This is a genomic window from Candidatus Poribacteria bacterium (assembly GCA_016866785.1).
In the GTDB taxonomy this organism is placed as follows: Bacteria; Poribacteria; WGA-4E.
The window spans coordinates 1-15176 of record VGLH01000099.1; the positions used below are offsets into that span (position 1 = coordinate 1).

General features: G+C 63.5%; 16 protein-coding genes and 1 pseudogene. 11 read left to right on the forward strand and 6 right to left on the reverse strand.

From position 1 onward, the window contains the following. The 9 genes and pseudogenes from FJZ36_13605 to FJZ36_13645 form a co-directional block, all read left to right on the forward strand. Positions 1-256, forward strand: a 256-nt coding sequence (locus FJZ36_13605) for an NADP-dependent isocitrate dehydrogenase (protein MBM3215942.1), incomplete at its 5' end; no start/stop codon positions are given. Between the two features lie 213 nt (positions 257-469). Continuing rightward, a pseudogene (locus tag FJZ36_13610) lies at positions 470-711 on the forward strand (DUF4160 domain-containing protein). After that, on the forward strand, positions 686-928 hold the full coding sequence (locus FJZ36_13615) for a DUF2442 domain-containing protein (GenBank protein ID MBM3215943.1): 243 nt from the start codon (positions 686-688) through the stop codon (positions 926-928). Before FJZ36_13610 ends, FJZ36_13615 begins: the two are co-directional and overlap by 26 nt. A gap of 125 nt (positions 929-1053) precedes the next feature. After that, positions 1054-2781, forward strand: coding sequence for an FAD-dependent oxidoreductase (locus tag FJZ36_13620; protein MBM3215944.1), 1728 nt, complete (start codon positions 1054-1056; stop codon positions 2779-2781). 2 nt (positions 2782-2783) lie between these two features. After that, entirely contained in the window at positions 2784-3755 is a 972-nt protein-coding gene (gene sdhB / locus FJZ36_13625; protein ID MBM3215945.1) for a succinate dehydrogenase iron-sulfur subunit, read from the forward strand. Between the two features lie 47 nt (positions 3756-3802). Then, positions 3803-4714, forward strand: coding sequence for a heterodisulfide reductase (locus FJZ36_13630; protein MBM3215946.1), 912 nt, complete (start codon positions 3803-3805; stop codon positions 4712-4714). Between the two features lie 4 nt (positions 4715-4718). Next, positions 4719-5675, forward strand: coding sequence for a thioredoxin-disulfide reductase (trxB, locus tag FJZ36_13635; GenBank protein ID MBM3215947.1), 957 nt, complete (start codon positions 4719-4721; stop codon positions 5673-5675). A 3-nt stretch (positions 5676-5678) separates the two neighbouring features. Beyond that, positions 5679-6203, forward strand: a complete 525-nt coding sequence (gene def, locus FJZ36_13640) for a peptide deformylase (protein ID MBM3215948.1) — start codon at positions 5679-5681, stop codon at positions 6201-6203. A 71-nt stretch (positions 6204-6274) separates the two neighbouring features. Further along, a complete protein-coding gene (locus FJZ36_13645) occupies positions 6275-6703 on the forward strand; it encodes a hypothetical protein (GenBank protein MBM3215949.1) in 429 nt (142 codons plus the stop codon). Positions 6704-6884: 181 nt separating this feature from the next. Here FJZ36_13645 and FJZ36_13650 read toward each other — a convergent pair whose 3' ends face one another. From FJZ36_13650 to map, 6 genes are all read right to left on the reverse strand, one after another. Then, positions 6885-7316 (reverse strand): YjbQ family protein, encoded by a 432-nt coding sequence (locus FJZ36_13650; GenBank protein MBM3215950.1) that lies wholly within the window; start codon positions 7314-7316, stop codon positions 6885-6887. 56 nt (positions 7317-7372) lie between these two features. Beyond that, on the reverse strand, positions 7373-8161 hold the full coding sequence (locus tag FJZ36_13655; protein ID MBM3215951.1) for a hypothetical protein: 789 nt from the start codon (positions 8159-8161) through the stop codon (positions 7373-7375). Positions 8162-8182: 21 nt separating this feature from the next. After that, positions 8183-9394 (reverse strand): amidohydrolase, encoded by a 1212-nt coding sequence (locus FJZ36_13660; GenBank protein ID MBM3215952.1) that lies wholly within the window; start codon positions 9392-9394, stop codon positions 8183-8185. A gap of 6 nt (positions 9395-9400) precedes the next feature. Further along, positions 9401-10534 carry a dehypoxanthine futalosine cyclase gene (gene mqnC / locus FJZ36_13665; protein ID MBM3215953.1) on the reverse strand — a complete coding sequence of 378 codons (1134 nt, stop codon included), beginning with the start codon at positions 10532-10534 and terminating at the stop codon, positions 9401-9403. Between the two features lie 78 nt (positions 10535-10612). After that, positions 10613-11716 carry an aminofutalosine synthase MqnE gene (mqnE, locus tag FJZ36_13670; protein ID MBM3215954.1) on the reverse strand — a complete coding sequence of 368 codons (1104 nt, stop codon included), beginning with the start codon at positions 11714-11716 and terminating at the stop codon, positions 10613-10615. A 19-nt stretch (positions 11717-11735) separates the two neighbouring features. Beyond that, positions 11736-12488, reverse strand: a complete 753-nt coding sequence (map, locus tag FJZ36_13675) for a type I methionyl aminopeptidase (protein ID MBM3215955.1) — start codon at positions 12486-12488, stop codon at positions 11736-11738. A gap of 155 nt (positions 12489-12643) precedes the next feature. On the opposite strand from map, the gene FJZ36_13680 reads away from it, so the two are divergent. Both FJZ36_13680 and FJZ36_13685 read left to right on the forward strand, forming a co-directional pair. Beyond that, on the forward strand, positions 12644-13444 hold the full coding sequence (locus FJZ36_13680; protein MBM3215956.1) for a 6-carboxyhexanoate--CoA ligase: 801 nt from the start codon (positions 12644-12646) through the stop codon (positions 13442-13444). Between the two features lie 5 nt (positions 13445-13449). Further along, positions 13450-14913, forward strand: coding sequence for a hypothetical protein (locus FJZ36_13685; GenBank protein ID MBM3215957.1), 1464 nt, complete (start codon positions 13450-13452; stop codon positions 14911-14913). Positions 14914-15176 lie beyond the last annotated feature (263 nt).

Sequence of the window (15176 nt, forward strand, 5' to 3'; positions counted from 1 at the left end):
CATTTTCGAAGCCACGCACGGAACCGCACCCAAATACGCGAATCAAGACCGCGTGAACCCGTGCAGCGTCATTCTCTCCGGAGTGATGATGTTCGAGCACCTCGGTTGGACGGAAGCGGCGGAGCTCATCGTCCGGGGCGTCGAGGCAAGCATCCAGCAGAAGCGCGTGACGTACGACTTCGAGCGCCTCATGGAGGGCGCAACGAGGGTCAGCACGTCGGAGTTCGCGAGCGCTATCGTCGAGAACATGGACTGAACACGCCTACGATGTTACTATCACTACTAACTTATATTCGGGTATCCCAGTTGTACAGGGCTTTTGCTTTGGACTCGAAAACGTGTCGGATTACGTGTCCCAACGAGACAGACTACACAGAACCGCATGAATACTAGGTTGTCTGATCGAAGCGGATTTCCGATAAGGCGAATAGCGAAAGTCCTGCTGATATTATTACGAAGGTACTCTCGTATGCCTACTCTTCTGCGGATCGGTAAGTATCGGTTCTACGTCTTCAGCAACGAGCGAAACGAACCAGCACATATTCATGTCGAAGCGGCGATGGCAACGCGAAATTCTGGCTAGCGCCGATACAGGTCGCGAAGTCGGTTGGCTTCGGCCCACGAGAACTCAGCGAGATTCGCCGCCTGATACAGGGAAACTGCCCGTTGCTCCTGGAGAAGTGGGATGAGCATTGCCGTGCCACGTGTTGAAGACGTTCGGGCGTCCGACGTCCGATTCGATGACGAGCGGATGTACGTGCAACTTGTGGACGGGCGAGAACTCACGGTGCCAATCGTGTGGTTTCGCCGACTCGCGGAAGCGACGCGAGAACAGCGAGACGACTGGCGGTTCATCGGGCGAGGCATAGGCATTCATTGGGAGCAGTTGGACGAGGACATCTCGATCGGCGGCCTGCTCTCGGGATAACTGTCACGTACAGGTGACGCGCGTCAGCACGTCGAAGTTCGCCAGCGCCATCGTCGAGAACATGACGGCTTATCGCGCGGCGCTGCGTCGTTGCTGCACATTGGCACATTGAGAGAGAACCGACCATGATCGTACATGATGTCGTCGTCGTCGGGGCGGGCCTCGCAGGCATGAGCTGCGCCCTCGAGACGCTGCGAAGCGGCGTCAAGGACGTCGCGCTCATCTCGAAAGTGCATCCCGTGCGGTCCCATTCGGGAGCCGCGCAGGGCGGGATCGCGGCGGCACTGGGCAACTCTGCCGAGGATAGCCCCGAGGTTCATGGGTTCGACACCGTCAAGGGCGGCGACTATCTCTCCGACCAAGACGCCGCTGCCATCCTATGCGAAAGCGCTCCGGAGATGATCTATCGCCTGGAGCATATGGGAGTCGTCTTCAGCCGCATGGCAGACGGCAGGATCGCCCAGCGCGCCTTTGGAGGTCACACGAACCCGCGCGCATGCTTCTCCGCCGACCGGACTGGCTTCGCGGTTCTGCACGGCCTGTTCGAGCAGGTGGTCAAGCACAAAGTCACGGTCTACTCGGAGTGGTACCTGCTCTCGCTCGTCGTCGAGGACCGACAGGCTCGCGGGGTCGTCGTCATGAACATCGACACTGGCGAGATCGAGGTCATCCGCGCCAAGGCGGTCATGTTCGGGACCGGGGGGTGCGGCAGAGCGTTCAAGATCACGACGAACGCCTTCGCCAGCACGGGCGATGGCCTCATCGCCGCGTATCGCGCCGGGATTCCCGCAGAAGATATGGAGTTCATGCAGTTCCACCCCACGGGGCTCTACCGTCACGGGATTCTGGCGTCCGAGGCGCTGCGCGGCGAAGGCGCGTACCTGACCAACGGGTCCGGCGAGCGGTTCATGGAGCGCTACGCCAAGGAGCGCATGGAGCTCGCGCCACGTGACATCGTCGCGAGGGCAGAACAGACGGAGATCGACGAAGGCAGGGGCGGCGAAGAAGACAAGGGAGCCGTCTACCTCGACCTGCGCCATCTGGGACGCGAACGCATCATGGAGCGCCTGCCGCAGGTGCACCAGTTGACGCTCGACTTCCTCGGCGTCGATATGGTGACGGACCCGATGCCCATCCAGCCGACGGCGCACTACACAATGGGCGGCATCCCGACGGACAACTGGGGGCAAGTCGTCTACGACGAGCAGAACACGCCTCTGGTAGGGTTCTTCGCGGCTGGCGAGTGCGCATGCGTGTCCGTGCACGGGGCGAATCGGCTCGGTACGAACTCACTGCTGGAGGCTTGCGTGTTCGGAACGCGCACGGGTTCTGCCGTCGCTCGATACGTCACGGGAGCCCACGCGGACGGTGGCGGTGGCGTGGCGGCGCTCGAATCAACTAGACAGGAAGCCGTCGAATACGTCGAGCGTAGGCGGGCAATGGATGGACCGGAGCGGCTCGCGGACATCCGGACGGAGCTCAAGGACGTCATGATGCGCAAGTGCGGCGTCTTCCGCACCGAGAAGGACCTCGAATCGCTTGTCGGAGAGCTCGCCGAACTGCGCGCGCGTTACGAACGCGCCGCCATCGAAGATCGGAGCAAGCGCTTCAACACGGAGCTGCTCGAAGCCATCGAGATGGATCACTTGCTGGAGACGTCTTCGATCATCGTCGGCGGGGCTCTGGCACGCCAGGAGTCCCGTGGCGGGCACGCACGGAAGGACTTCCCCAAGCGGGACGACGTCAACTGGCTGAAGCACACGCTGGCGTACCGAACCGAAGATGGAACGCCCGAACTGCGGTTCAAGCCGGTGAAGATCACCAAGTATGAACCGCAGGAGAGGAAGTACTAGCCATGCCGGAACTGATCACGCTCCGTATCAGGCGCTTCGACCCGGAATCTGATGCGGAGCCGTACTTCCAGGACTTCACCTTCGAGCCGCCCAGCCCGACGGCGACCATTCTCGACTGCGTAAACCACGTCAAGTGGCACCTCGACGGGACGCTGACCTACCGCATGTCCTGTCGAAGCGCCATCTGCGGGTCGTGTGCGATGAAGGTCAACGGCGGGGGACAGCTCGTCTGCAACGCCCAGTACCGCAATCATCTCGACGCGGATGGGATGATCACGCTCGAACCTATCGGCAACATGCCGGTCATCAAAGACCTCGTCGTCGATATGACGGACTTTTGGGCGAAGATCGAGGGAGTCGAACCCTTCGTCAAGAACGAGACGCCCGAAGAGCACGGCGAACACCTGATGAGCCCGGAGGACTTCCTCAACATCGACGACGCCTCGAACTGCATCCTCTGCGGCGCGTGCTACTCCGAGTGCGCTTCCTACGAAGTCGATCGGAACTTCGTCGGTCCGGCGGCACTCGCGCGGGGCCAACGGCTCGTTTTCGACACGCGTGACGAGGACCGCCAGGGCAGGGCAGAACGACTGAGCGAGTATGGCGGTATGTGGGACTGTACGCACTGCTTCGCGTGCGTCGAGGCGTGCCCCAAGCCCGTGAAACCGCTCCTACGGATCATCGAACTGCGCCAGGACGCGCACCAACGAGGCTTGCACGACAATAACGGTTCTCGGCACGCGCGCGCGTTCGTGGACATCGTCGCTGAGTCTGGTTGGCTCGACGAAGCCAAGCTGCCTGTCAAGTCCGTCGGGACGCTCAAGGAGACGCTCGAACTGCTCCCGATGGGTATCCGCATGGGACTCAAGGGCAAGTTCCGACCCAACCCGCTGCACCTGCTCCCCGGAAAGCACCATCCTGAGATTCCGGGCATGGGCGAGGTTCGTACGATCATCAAGAAGACGGAGGGCTAGGAGACCCCATGGGGACCGCCACATCGGAGCAGACCACGATCAAAGGGATGCCCGGTAAGAGGTATGCGTTCTTCCCGGGGTGTGTCTCCAAGGGCGCCTGCAAAGAGCTCAAGACGTCCACGGAGATCGTCGCGAAGCACCTGGGCATCGAGCTGGACGAGCTCAAGGCTGCCGCCTGCTGCGGAGCCGGCATCACCGACGACGTCAACAAGGAGATGACGGACGCGCTCAATGCGCGCACGCTAGCGATGGCGGAGCAGAAGAGTCTGACGCTCCTGACGCAGTGCAGCACCTGTCAGGGCGTCCTGAACAAGCTGAACCACCAGGTCCAGACGAACCCCGCCAAGCGCGAGCGGCTCAACGCCATCATCGGCGAGTCGGGCTACCAGTACGACGGGACCGTTGAGGTCAAGCACCTGCTCTGGGTACTCGTGGATGAGCAGGAGTACGGTCTCTCGAAGCTCAGGGAGCACGTACGGAAGCCTCTCAACGGCATGAAAGTCGCCCCGTTCTACGGATGCTACCTGCTTCGACCGTCGGACATCCTCGGCTTCGATGACCCCCACCGCCCGACATCGCTCGACGAGTTGACGCGCGCGCTGGGCGGCGAGCCCGTCCACTACGGCGGCAAGACGAAGTGCTGCGGGTTCCCCATCCAGATGATGAACCCGCGCAACTCGTTCCGCATGGCAGGAAACCACCTATCCGAAGCGAAGTCCGAGGGCGCCGACGCCATGGTGACGCCGTGCCCGCTTTGTCACCTGAACCTGGACGCCCGGCAGCCGGACGCACAGGACGTGCTCCAGTCCGAGGGCAGCCTCACCGGCGACATTGATCTGCCTGTGCTCCACGTGCCGCAGCTCGTCGCGCTCGCTCTCGGCTATTCACCCAAGCAGCTCGGCATGCAGACGCACATCGCTTCGACGAAGCCGGTCGAGCAGAAGCTGGCGGGTGGGTGACCCGATGGAACTCCGCGAGATCGTCATCATCGGCGCCGGACCGGCAGGCTACGCCGCCGGACTGTACGCCGGCAGGGCGCAGCTATCGCCGCTGCTCCTGACGGGACGCGAGATCGGGGGTCAGTTGTCGCTGACGTTGGACATCGAGAACTACCCAGGGTACGGCGGTTCCAGCGCGGGCGAGCTCATCCAGACGATGCAGAAACAGGCGGAGTCGTTCGGTACCGAGATTCGGTACGATTATGTCACGGGCGTCGACTTCGGCAACCATCCCTTCGTCTTGACGACCGAGACGGGCGGCGAGATCCGCGCGAAGGCTGTCGTTATATGCACCGGCTCGTCGCCACGACATCTGGACGTTCCGGGCGAGGAGCTCGTCGGCAAGGGTGTCTCCTACTGCGCAACCTGCGACGGGTTCTTCTTCCGAGAAAAGCGCGTTGTCGTCGTGGGAGGCGGGGATGCCGCCATCGAGGAGGGGCTGTTCCTGACACGCTTCGCCTCGGAGGTGCATGTTGTGCACCGGCGCGACCAGCTTCGAGCCAGTCCGACGCTTCAGGAACGCGCTTTCGCCAACAGCAGAATGCACTTCGTCTGGAACAGCGTCGTCGAGGAGATTCTGGGCGATGGCGCATCGGGGGTCACGTCTGTCCGACTTCGCGATGTGACGAACGGCGCGACACGCGACTTCTCAACCGACGGCGTATTCATCTTCATAGGCCATCTGCCGAACACGAGCCTGTTCGAGGGCGTGCTCGACATGGACGACGGCGGTTACATCCGCGTCGACGACCATCAGCAGACGAGCATTTCTGGAGTCTTCGCTGGCGGCGATGTCCACGATCACATGTTCCGACAGGCGATCACCGCCGCCGGAGCCGGAGCCGCCGCCGCTATCGAAGCCGAACGGTTCCTGGCGCGTCTCGGCAATCGCGCTTACCCTGGAAGCATCCGTCAAGGCTGACACATGGCGATCCTGAACGTGGCACGCATGGGCAATCCGGTACTTCGGAAGCCTGCCGACCCCGTGCCGGTGAAGGCGATCCGCGCGCTGGAAACCCAGCGCCTCATCGATGACATGATCGACACGCTCCGGGAGTATGACGGCGTGGGGCTTGCCGCGCCCCAAGTCCACACGCCTCTCCAGATCGTCCTCATCGAGGTCCCCGATGGGTACGGCGATGTCGAGCCCGTTCCGCTGATGACCATCGTGAACCCGGAGATCATCGAGGCTTCCGACGAAATGGAGACCGGCTGGGAAGGATGCCTCAGCATCCCCGACATTCGCGGCGTCGTTCCGCGACACCGGTCGGTTCGTGTGCGCGGACGAGACCGAGTCGGGAAGGAGCGCGAGTGGACGCTCGAGGGCTTTGCCGGGCGCATCGCGCAGCATGAGATCGATCACCTGCATGGCGTGTTGTTCCTCGACCGCATGACGGATCTGCAAACGCTCGCCTTCACGCGCGAATACAGCCGATTTTGGTCGGAGTGATGGCGCTGCGAACCGACTCGGGGCGGGCCGTCGACGCTTCACCGCCTGTCCGTCGTCACCCGAACCAGTTGATGCACCGTTCGGGCAGCCCGTACATCGACGGGTTCGGCCGCATCCTGCTGGGCGATTTCTGGGAGTGGGCGTTTTCGGACCTGGACGACGAAGCGGTCCGCTCTCGATTCGCCGAGTTCGTGGTACGCCGACTGCTGGGCTTGCTAGGAGGACGGTCGCCTGATCCGTCCCAGGGCGGCATCATTGAATGGGGTGGCAGGCGCATCGCCGTGCGCGGGTCCGAGGGATCGCCATGGACGGGCGACGTGGACGCCGTCGTCCGATGCACCATCCCAGAGCGAGATCCGACGGACCTCGCGGGCTGGTCCTTCGCCGTATCGGTTCCCAACGATCCGAGGACTAGCGCCGACCCGGGTGCCATGGAGGCAGGTGTGACGGACTACGCGGGCCTTGCCGAAGCCATCCGCAGAGCCGGAGCGAGAGGATAGACCGCCGTGCGGAGATGGTTCGCCATTCTCGTCGCCATCTGGGTGGCGCTTCTGGTTCTCGGCTGGATCGTCTACTTCATCCGTAGGGCGATGCCCGAACCACCTGCGCCGGATGACCTACGCGATGCGGAACATCCACCCAGCGCGCGCGGATGGATCGAACGGCGCGCGACTCCCCGCATCACTCTCCGACCAACTGAATCTGCAACCCTCGCTCGCGAGGTCCATCCAACTCGGCGAAGATGACGCTCTGAAATTGACCCAGCACCAGCTTGCCCTTCGCCACCTGCAGGCACAGCGTGCCGGTTCCCAGAATCAGGCCGCGCAGGTGTGACACAGCGTTGCGTCGCTCGCAATCGGAGAACTCCGCCGAGTTGTGACGGTACCAATCGTTGTCGTCGACCAGACGGCCCAACATCCCCCGAATGTCTTCCAGCAAGGCGCTCTGGAACTCGTTGAGAAGGATGCTCGTCGTCGTGTGCAGCGACGACAGGTTGATGAATCCGTCGCGGATATTCGCCTTCTTGAGGGCTTCGATCACTTTGCCGGTGATGTCGAGCAGCTGCAGTCGCTCTGTCGTGCGGATGCTGAGCTGATCGAAGAGGATCTTCATTCAGAGCCTTTCCAGTGCCCACCTTCTGCGGGATCGGCAGCTCCGGCGCAGCCAGGCTACATCGTCAATCGCGTCTGCCCTAGCAGGAACCGACCCAGCAGCTCGCCCATCAGCATGAAGACGACGACGAGGTAGAGAAAGCCCGTCGCCGCCTGTGTCGATCCTTCGCGAATGCAGAACACGACGAATCCTACGGCGACTCCCACCGCGCAGACACCGATGAGAAGTCGCGCCCACAGGAACACGCCGCCGAAGCTATCCAGTGTGTCCATCCCGAATGATACCAGCGTCGACCACGACAAGCGTACCGCCAACACGACCAGAACGGAAGCCCCGACGACGGCTCCCGCCATCGCGTAGCACAGTCGACGCAGCGGTTCCGTTGACAAGCCCGGAGCTGACAGGTACCAGTGACCGAACAGCATGGACGTCATGGCGAGCCCGAGCGCCGCAGCGCTGAGTGCGCTGTGCACGGCGAGGATCGCAAGGCGTACGCCTGCCACGCCGTACTGCCTTCCCAAGATCGCTGCGAGGTTCCACGACAGCGCGAGCCCGACCGGGATCGTGACAACCGCGACCCATCTGGCAAACACCTGCGCGCCGAACCACGAGCAGCCGACATAAGCCAACATCAGCGCCCCGAGCGCGAGCGACCAGGCAGACAGCCCGACGTCCGGTCCGAGCGCGTTCCATGCAAGTGCCGTGGCGCCGGAATAGACGCCGATGTACAGCAGACCCGTGAGCCGATGGAACCAGTCGCCGACGAAGCGTGAGGGCACGGCTGCCAGCGAGGCGAATCCTCCCATCGTCAGTTGTAGGAGGACGATCGCGAGCGGCTGTCCCATGTCGCACCTGTCCGTGATCGACTAGCGCCTGCGGCTCGATCCGCCCTCGTTCAGGTAGCGCGCCACGGCAGACGCCATAAGGGCGGTTCCGAGGGTCAGGACATCCTCGTTGAAGTCGAACCGAGGATTGTGGTGGGGGTGGTACGGGTTGTTCGGGTCTCCCGCGCCGATGAAGAAGTAGCAGCCCGGGACTTCGCGCAGGAAGAACGATATGTCCTCGGAGCCCATCACTCCGTCGGTCGTCAGAATCTGCGACTCTCCGAAGAGCTCCGTCGCCGTCTCGGTTACAATCGCTGCGATGTCCTCGTCGTTTTCCGTCGGGTCGCAGACGGGATCGAACGCGACCTCGATCGAGGTTCGCGTCGTGGAGGCGACGCCTTGGGCTACCTCATGGAGGCGTTGCTTGAGGAGCGCCCGCACTGGTTCCCGAAACGTCCGCATCGTCCCTTGGAGAGCGACCGTCTCCGGCAGCACGTTGACCGCCGTCCCGCCGTGGATCATACAGAAGCTGATAGCTGCAGCATCCATCGGGTTGATGCTGCGGCTGACGATGGACTGGACTGCGGTGACGAACTGGGAGGCAGCGACCACCGTGTCGGTCGCGTAGTGCGGCATCGCAGCGTGCCCGCCCTTACCGCTGACGGTCGCGGAGAGCGTGTCTGCCGCCGCCATGATCGGACCCGCCTTGGTGGCGACGGACCCAGTCGGCGACCCGCTCCACAGGTGGAGACCGAAAGCCGCATCGACTTCGGGTTTGGTCAGTACGCCGTCGGCGATCATCGCCTTCGCCCCGCCAAGAATCTCCTCGGCGGGCTGGAACGCGAACTTCACCGTGCCGGCGAGACTGTCCCGTACCCCCGCGAGCACACGCGCCGTCATCAAGCCGATCGTCGTGTGACCGTCATGGCCGCAGGCGTGCATGACACCCGGGTTCGTGGACGTGTACGGAGCCCTGGTCTCCTCGGTGATCGGAAGCGCGTCCATGTCGGCTCGGACGAGCACCGTTCTGCCGGGACGAGACCCGCGCAACAGTCCGACGACGCCCGTCTTGCCCACGTTGCGTTCGACCTCGAGCCCCAACGCCTCCAAGTACCGCGCCACGACCTGACTGGTTCGGTGCTCTTCGAATCCAAGCTCCGGGTGGGCATGGAAGTCGCGACGCATCCGCACGGCTTCGTCGCGCAGCAGGTCGGCGTCAGTACGCAGGCGATGCATCAACGACCGGTCCGACATCCGTCGTCACGCCTCCTGTTGCGCGTTCGAGTCGCTCTGACTGGCGTTGAGCCGGCGACGCATGTCGGCGTCCCATGTCGTGCTGTCCGACACACCTCGACCCGGTTCGACCGGACGCGAGGGCTGGAGGGAATCCGGGTCACCGACGATGTCGTAGTAGGTGTTCCGCAGCTTCGGCACATAGCCCGCCGAGCGGATGAGCCGGCTCATCTCGCCGGGCGTCAGGGAGAACGCGGTACCGGCGGCGCTGACGACGTTCTCCTCCATCATCGTCTGGCCGAAATCGTTCACGCCGTAGTCCAGCGATATCTGAGCGATCTTCGGTCCCTGCGTCACCCACGAAGCCTGCAGGTTCGGCACGTTGTCGAGCATGAGACGGGTGATCGCCATCATGCGCAGATGCTCGTAGCCGGTCGAGCGACGCTTGGGCTGGAGCGCCGTGCCATCCGGCTGGAAGCTCCATGCAGCGAACGCCGTGAAGCCGCCGGTCTCATCCTGGAGCTCACGCACGCGAATCAGGTGCTCGATCCGATGCTCCTGGGTCTCCACCGAGCCGTACATCATGGTCGCCGTCGAGCGCATGCCGAGTTCGTGGGCGGTGCGCATGAGTCCCAGCCACTCGTCGGTGCGGTCCTTGTAGGGCGCGATTGCCTCTCGCACTTCGTCGACGAGGATTTCGCCGCCAGCGCCGGGGATCGTCGCCATCCCGGCAGCGCGAAGGCGGATCAGCGTCTCCCTCTCGGAGAGCTTCGAAATCTTGGCGACGTAGAGAACCTCGGCGACCGAGAGCCCGTGGATGTGGACGGTGGGGAACCTCGCCTTGATCTCGCGGAACAGCGATTCGAAGTAGTCGATACGAAGCTTGGGGTTCAGCCCGCCCTGGATGAGTATGTCGTACCCGCCGCAAGCGACGAGCTCTTCGACCTTCGCAAGGATCTCCTGGTTCGATAGTGTGTACGCCTGCTCATCCCGTGGGAGCCGGTAGAACGCGCAGAACTTACACTGGACCCAGCAGGCGTTTGTGTAGTTGATGTTCCGCGAGGCGATGAACGTGACGACACGTTCTGGATGGAGCCGAAAGCGGACATGCTGGGCGAGGTGCGCCAGCCGGGGAAGGTCGTTCGAGGCGCTGAGAGCCATCGCGTCGTCGAACGTCAGGCGCTCGCCGGCGTAGACCTTGTCGGCAACCACGTCCAACCGCACTCCGGGCTCCCTTCGTCAATCCTCGGCGACGATGTTGTATAGCGTGTCGCGCTCGACGGGATCGCGCCCTGCCTCTCGAATCATGTCGAGAAGCTGACCGCGCGACAGCACCTGCTTCTTGCCGCTCTCGGGGTCGAGCGTGATCTCGTACTCGTGGATCGTGCCGTCCACATCGTCGGCTCCGTACCAGAGCGCCACCTGGGTCACCGCAGGCGTGTTCATGATCCAGAACGACTTCACGTGGTCGAAGTTGTCGAGCATCAGTCTGCCGACGGCGATGTTCCTCAGATCGTCGAACCCGGTTGGGGACGGCAAGTGCGCCAGTTCCGTGTTCTCCGGATGGAACGACAGGGGGATGAACGTGAGGAACCCTCCCGTGTCATCCTGTAGCTCACGGAGCCGAACCATGTGTTCGACTCGTTCCTCGGGGCGTTCGACATGCCCATACAGCATCGTCGCGTTCGAGCGAATGCCGAGCTCGTGAGCCGTTCTTGCGGTCTCCAACCACTCGACGCCGTCGAGCTTCCGGTCGAAGAGCTCCGCGTGCAGCCGGTCGCTGAGAACCTCGACGCCGCCACCCGGAATGGACCCGAGCCCTGCCTCGACGAGCTCCACCAGCACGTCCTTCATCGGCTTGCCAGCCACGATCTGTATCTGCTGGAGCTCGATCATCGTGAATGCCTTGATGTGCACCGCTGGTCGAGCTTCCCGAACCGTTCGCAGCAGGTCGAGGTAGTAGTCGAACGGGAGTCTCGGATGAATGCCGCCGACGATGTGGATCTCAGTGATCGGGTGGTCGATGTGGTCGAGAACTCGCGCGCGCACGGTGTCCATGTCCATCGTGTACGCTTGAGGTCCGTTGGGCTTGGCGTAGAACGAACAGAACTTGCAGAACTTGTTGCAGACGTTCGTGTAGTTGATGTGCTGGTTGCGCACCCAGTAGGCGCGGTTGCCGTTCTTGCGTTCGCGCACGACGTTGGCGAGAGCCCCGACGCCAGCAAGGTCATCGGTCTCGTAGAGGAGCATTCCGTCGTCGAACGACAGTCGAGTGCCTTCGAGCACCTTTGCTCGGATCGCGTCCAGGCGCATATCGCGGATGGGAACGGACCTGTCGGTCATGCCGCGGGCCCCACCGGTTCTACGTCTTCCACTCGGTCAGGATCTCGATGCCGTCGGAGAGTATCGCAACCGTATGCTCGAAGTGCGCGGACGGCTGTCCGTCCTCGGTGACGACCGTCCATCCGTCATCGAGTGTCTTCACGCGATGTGTGCCGACGTTCACCATCGGCTCGATAGCGAGAACGGTGCCGGGCTTCAGGACGGGCCCGTCGCTGCGTCTGCCGAAGTTGGGAACCTGCGGGTCCTCGTGGAGACGGGACCCGATCCCGTGTCTGAAGAACTGCCGAACCACCGAGAACCCCTGTGCCTCTACGGACTCCTGGATCGTTGCGGAGAGCTCGCCCAGACGCATGTTCGGGCGCAATGCGTTGATGCCTTGGAAGAGAGCATCCCGTGTCGTCTCAATCAGCCGGGCAGCCACGGGGCTGACGGAGCCGACGGCGAACGTCCGTGCGCTGTCTCCGTAGTATCCGTCGAGCAGAACGCCGACATCGACGCTGACGATATCGCCATCGTTCAGCCGCCGGTCGGACGGGATGCCGTGAACGACCTCGTCGTTGACGGATGCGCAGATCGTCGCTGGATAGCCGTGATAGCCGAGGAACGCCGGTTGGGCTCCGGCTTCGAGGATGATCTCGCGCGCGTGCGCGTCGAGCTCTGCCGTGGTCGTGCCGACCCGGATGAGCTCAGCCAGGGAGCACAACGCCTGCGACGCAACGCGGCCGCTCTCCCGCATCTTGTCGATCTGACTCGCGTTCTTGGTAGGGATCATCTCACCTGACCTGACGGGACCCGCTGCGGATCCGAGTTCCCTGAGTCCACCGCCAATCATATCTGACCGCCTGTCACGAAGTCAACGAGCCGCCGACGTGGCGTCGGACCGTGCCCTTGTTGCGCTGTGAGCCGAAGTGATACCATCAGCACGGCATGAGCGAGCGCTCTGACGACATTTGGTGTTCCGTTCGCATGCGCACGAGCGCGTCGGGAGCGCACCTGAGCGGCGGCGAGCGCCTCGTCCCTCTGGTTTCTGCGCATGTGCGCGCAGCAGAGCTGTTGCAGCGAGGCATCTCGTCGACCGGCGGGCGAGCCGCTTCGGTCGTTCTGACGTGCGACCTTGTCCCGGCAGACGACATCCTGACCGTGACCGCGTTGGAAATCGTCACCGAACCGGCGACCACGGTTCCAGACAGCCGAACCAGGGCTCAGTCGTTGCTTCGCAGTTGGGGCGTCTCCGATGTCGCGTCTCGCGTGGCGATTGCGTCGATTGAGCACGGCGTGAGCCCGATGGGACGCAGCATGAGAGGCGCGATGATCATCGACGCGGCATCTGGCGCGAGGCTTGAGGACGACCCCGAACGCGGCGTCCGAGTGTCGTTCGTGGACATGACCGAGGCATCGTGTCGGGCGTTCTCCGCTGAGCACGGCGACCAACTGCCTCGCCCGAGAATGAGGGAAGCCCTCACACTGGCATCCAAGATCGCCGCACTGCCTAGTGTCCGCGCCGAGCTCTGCTGGTCGGATGACCCCGACTACGTCACGGGCTACGTCGCGTGTCGATCTGAGGGTTACCACCGCCTGACGCCGATGAAGCAGGCGGGCGTTCCGACCGGCGGCAGAGCGATCTTCGTCGATGCACGTCTCTACGATCCTCTTCGCGACATCGAGTTCCTGCGGAGAGCTCCTGTCCTTGTGGAACTGTCCGGTGTGACCGACACCGAGGAGGCCTGAGCGGAATGGCGTACGTCATCGCCGAACCGTGCGTGGACGTCAAAGACACCGCCTGTGTCAAGGTCTGCCCCGTCGATTGCATTTATGACTTCGAGGGTGAGCGACAACTCTACATCCACCCCGGCGAGTGCATCGACTGCGGCGCCTGCCTTCCCGAATGCCCGGTGCAGGCGATCTTCACGGCGGACGGCGTGCCCGACCAGTGGAAGTCCTATATCGAAGCGAACCGAGTCGCGTTTGAGCGCCATGCGACGACTCCTACAGCAGAACCTGCCGCAGCGCCAGTGCCGTCGGAGGATGCGCGACCCCAGGCAGCGATGGCTGCAGAGGGCTTGTCGACGGCACGTGTCGCGGAAGTCATCGAAGCTGTCGGCGCGGGTACGATGGACGTCGACGCGGCGCTCTCAGAGCTGACGTCGTCCAGAAGGCAGGCAGCGCCAAGGGCGGCGACGGAAGCATCCGCCGCTCCGGCTCCCCAGCCTCGCATCGACGACGCCGTACCGCACGCCGTGGCGCGACGAGCCAAGATCGTGCCGACCGACTACCGACGCGTGGCGCCGCTGGCGCCCGAACCTGCCGAGCCTCCGCTCGAGCGTCCAGAGCTATCCGTCGTCGGGATCGGCGCGGCGCTGCTGCGCCTCCTGCAGCCCGTCCTGGGAGCGCTACGCGCGCGAGACAAGTACTACTTGGAGGGATACGCGAGCCCATCCGTGTTCAGCGCGTCGGTGGCGACGTGGTCCAACGCAGCGCTGAACCTGCTGCTCTACATCGTCGGCGCTCGGATGATCGCCTCCGCCGCAATCGGCGAGGGGTGGACATTCGATCCGTCCGTGGACATGTTCCTGTTCGGCGCGGTCCTCTACGGCATCGTCGAAGGCACGGTGCGCATCTGGTCTGCCACCATCGGTCGAGAGGCTGTGAAGCACCGTCAGTACCTCGCGCCGGTGTATGGCTGGCTCACGTCATGGGTGGTATGGCCCATCGTCGAGGCGATGGTCAAGCCCGCTGCGGGTCGGCACGCGGCGCACGTCGAGCCCCCTGTGAAGGCAGTGCCTGGGGGAGAAGTCCACTTCGCCGACGAGCTCGAAAAGCGCAGACGCTACGGCTTGGTTCACCACGTCCGCGCTCTCGACGGCGGTTATCAGATCACCCTTGAGTTGCCTCGAAGGACCCCCCAGACCAAACGCAAGGCTCTGCACAAGCTGCCGGACGAACTGCCCGACTACGCTCTGCGAGCCTGGCTCGAGCCCGGTGTGGTCAACATATCAGCGGAGCTCGATGATCCGCGATTTGCCGAAGTCGCCGGACGCGACCCAGGGTTCCCGGCGAGCTTCCTGACCCAGATTCAGCTTCCAGACGCTCAAGGCAAGTGCCGGTCGAGCTACGATGCGGCAACGAGACGGCTGCAGGTGTGGGTCGCTAAGTCCGGGTCGAAATCCAGTGTCGGCGGCTTCGCGGACGTCGCCTAGCGAGGTACCATGGTGCGAACCGCACGTGTCGCGCTGGTCGGGTTAGCTGTTGGCGTGGTGATCGGGGCGCTGGTCGCTGCCGGGACCGTAGCGGCAATCTCCTCTTGTCGTCACCGACCGAAACGATCGGTGTCCCTGTTGCGCCGCTTCATGGCGAGGACAAGCTAGCCGCCGCGAGGTCTGCCATCACCGGACGACCGCCCACTTCAGGTACCTCACTGCCTTTCCTCCCGTATGGCTCGTCGCCGTGAGCCGGACGACGT

Bases quoted from the DNA above. Each gene is read 5' to 3' on its own strand.
- map (MBM3215955.1), bottom strand. From the start codon at position 12,488: ATGATCCCTACCAAGAACGCGAGTCAGATCGACAAGATGCGGGAGAGC.
- FJZ36_13685 (MBM3215957.1), top strand. From the start codon at position 13,450: ATGGCGTACGTCATCGCCGAACCGTGCGTGGACGTCAAAGACACCGCC.
- FJZ36_13680 (MBM3215956.1), top strand. From the start codon at position 12,644: ATGAGCGAGCGCTCTGACGACATTTGGTGTTCCGTTCGCATGCGCACG.
- FJZ36_13615 (MBM3215943.1), top strand. From the start codon at position 686: ATGAGCATTGCCGTGCCACGTGTTGAAGACGTTCGGGCGTCCGACGTC.
- def (MBM3215948.1), top strand. From the start codon at position 5,679: ATGGCGATCCTGAACGTGGCACGCATGGGCAATCCGGTACTTCGGAAG.
- FJZ36_13655 (MBM3215951.1), bottom strand. From the start codon at position 8,161: ATGGGACAGCCGCTCGCGATCGTCCTCCTACAACTGACGATGGGAGGA.
- sdhB (MBM3215945.1), top strand. From the start codon at position 2,784: ATGCCGGAACTGATCACGCTCCGTATCAGGCGCTTCGACCCGGAATCT.
- mqnC (MBM3215953.1), bottom strand. From the start codon at position 10,534: ATGGCTCTCAGCGCCTCGAACGACCTTCCCCGGCTGGCGCACCTCGCC.
- trxB (MBM3215947.1), top strand. From the start codon at position 4,719: ATGGAACTCCGCGAGATCGTCATCATCGGCGCCGGACCGGCAGGCTAC.
- FJZ36_13620 (MBM3215944.1), top strand. From the start codon at position 1,054: ATGATCGTACATGATGTCGTCGTCGTCGGGGCGGGCCTCGCAGGCATG.
- FJZ36_13645 (MBM3215949.1), top strand. From the start codon at position 6,275: ATGCACCGTTCGGGCAGCCCGTACATCGACGGGTTCGGCCGCATCCTG.
- FJZ36_13660 (MBM3215952.1), bottom strand. From the start codon at position 9,394: ATGTCGGACCGGTCGTTGATGCATCGCCTGCGTACTGACGCCGACCTG.
- mqnE (MBM3215954.1), bottom strand. From the start codon at position 11,716: ATGACCGACAGGTCCGTTCCCATCCGCGATATGCGCCTGGACGCGATC.
- FJZ36_13630 (MBM3215946.1), top strand. From the start codon at position 3,803: ATGCCCGGTAAGAGGTATGCGTTCTTCCCGGGGTGTGTCTCCAAGGGC.
- FJZ36_13650 (MBM3215950.1), bottom strand. From the start codon at position 7,316: ATGAAGATCCTCTTCGATCAGCTCAGCATCCGCACGACAGAGCGACTG.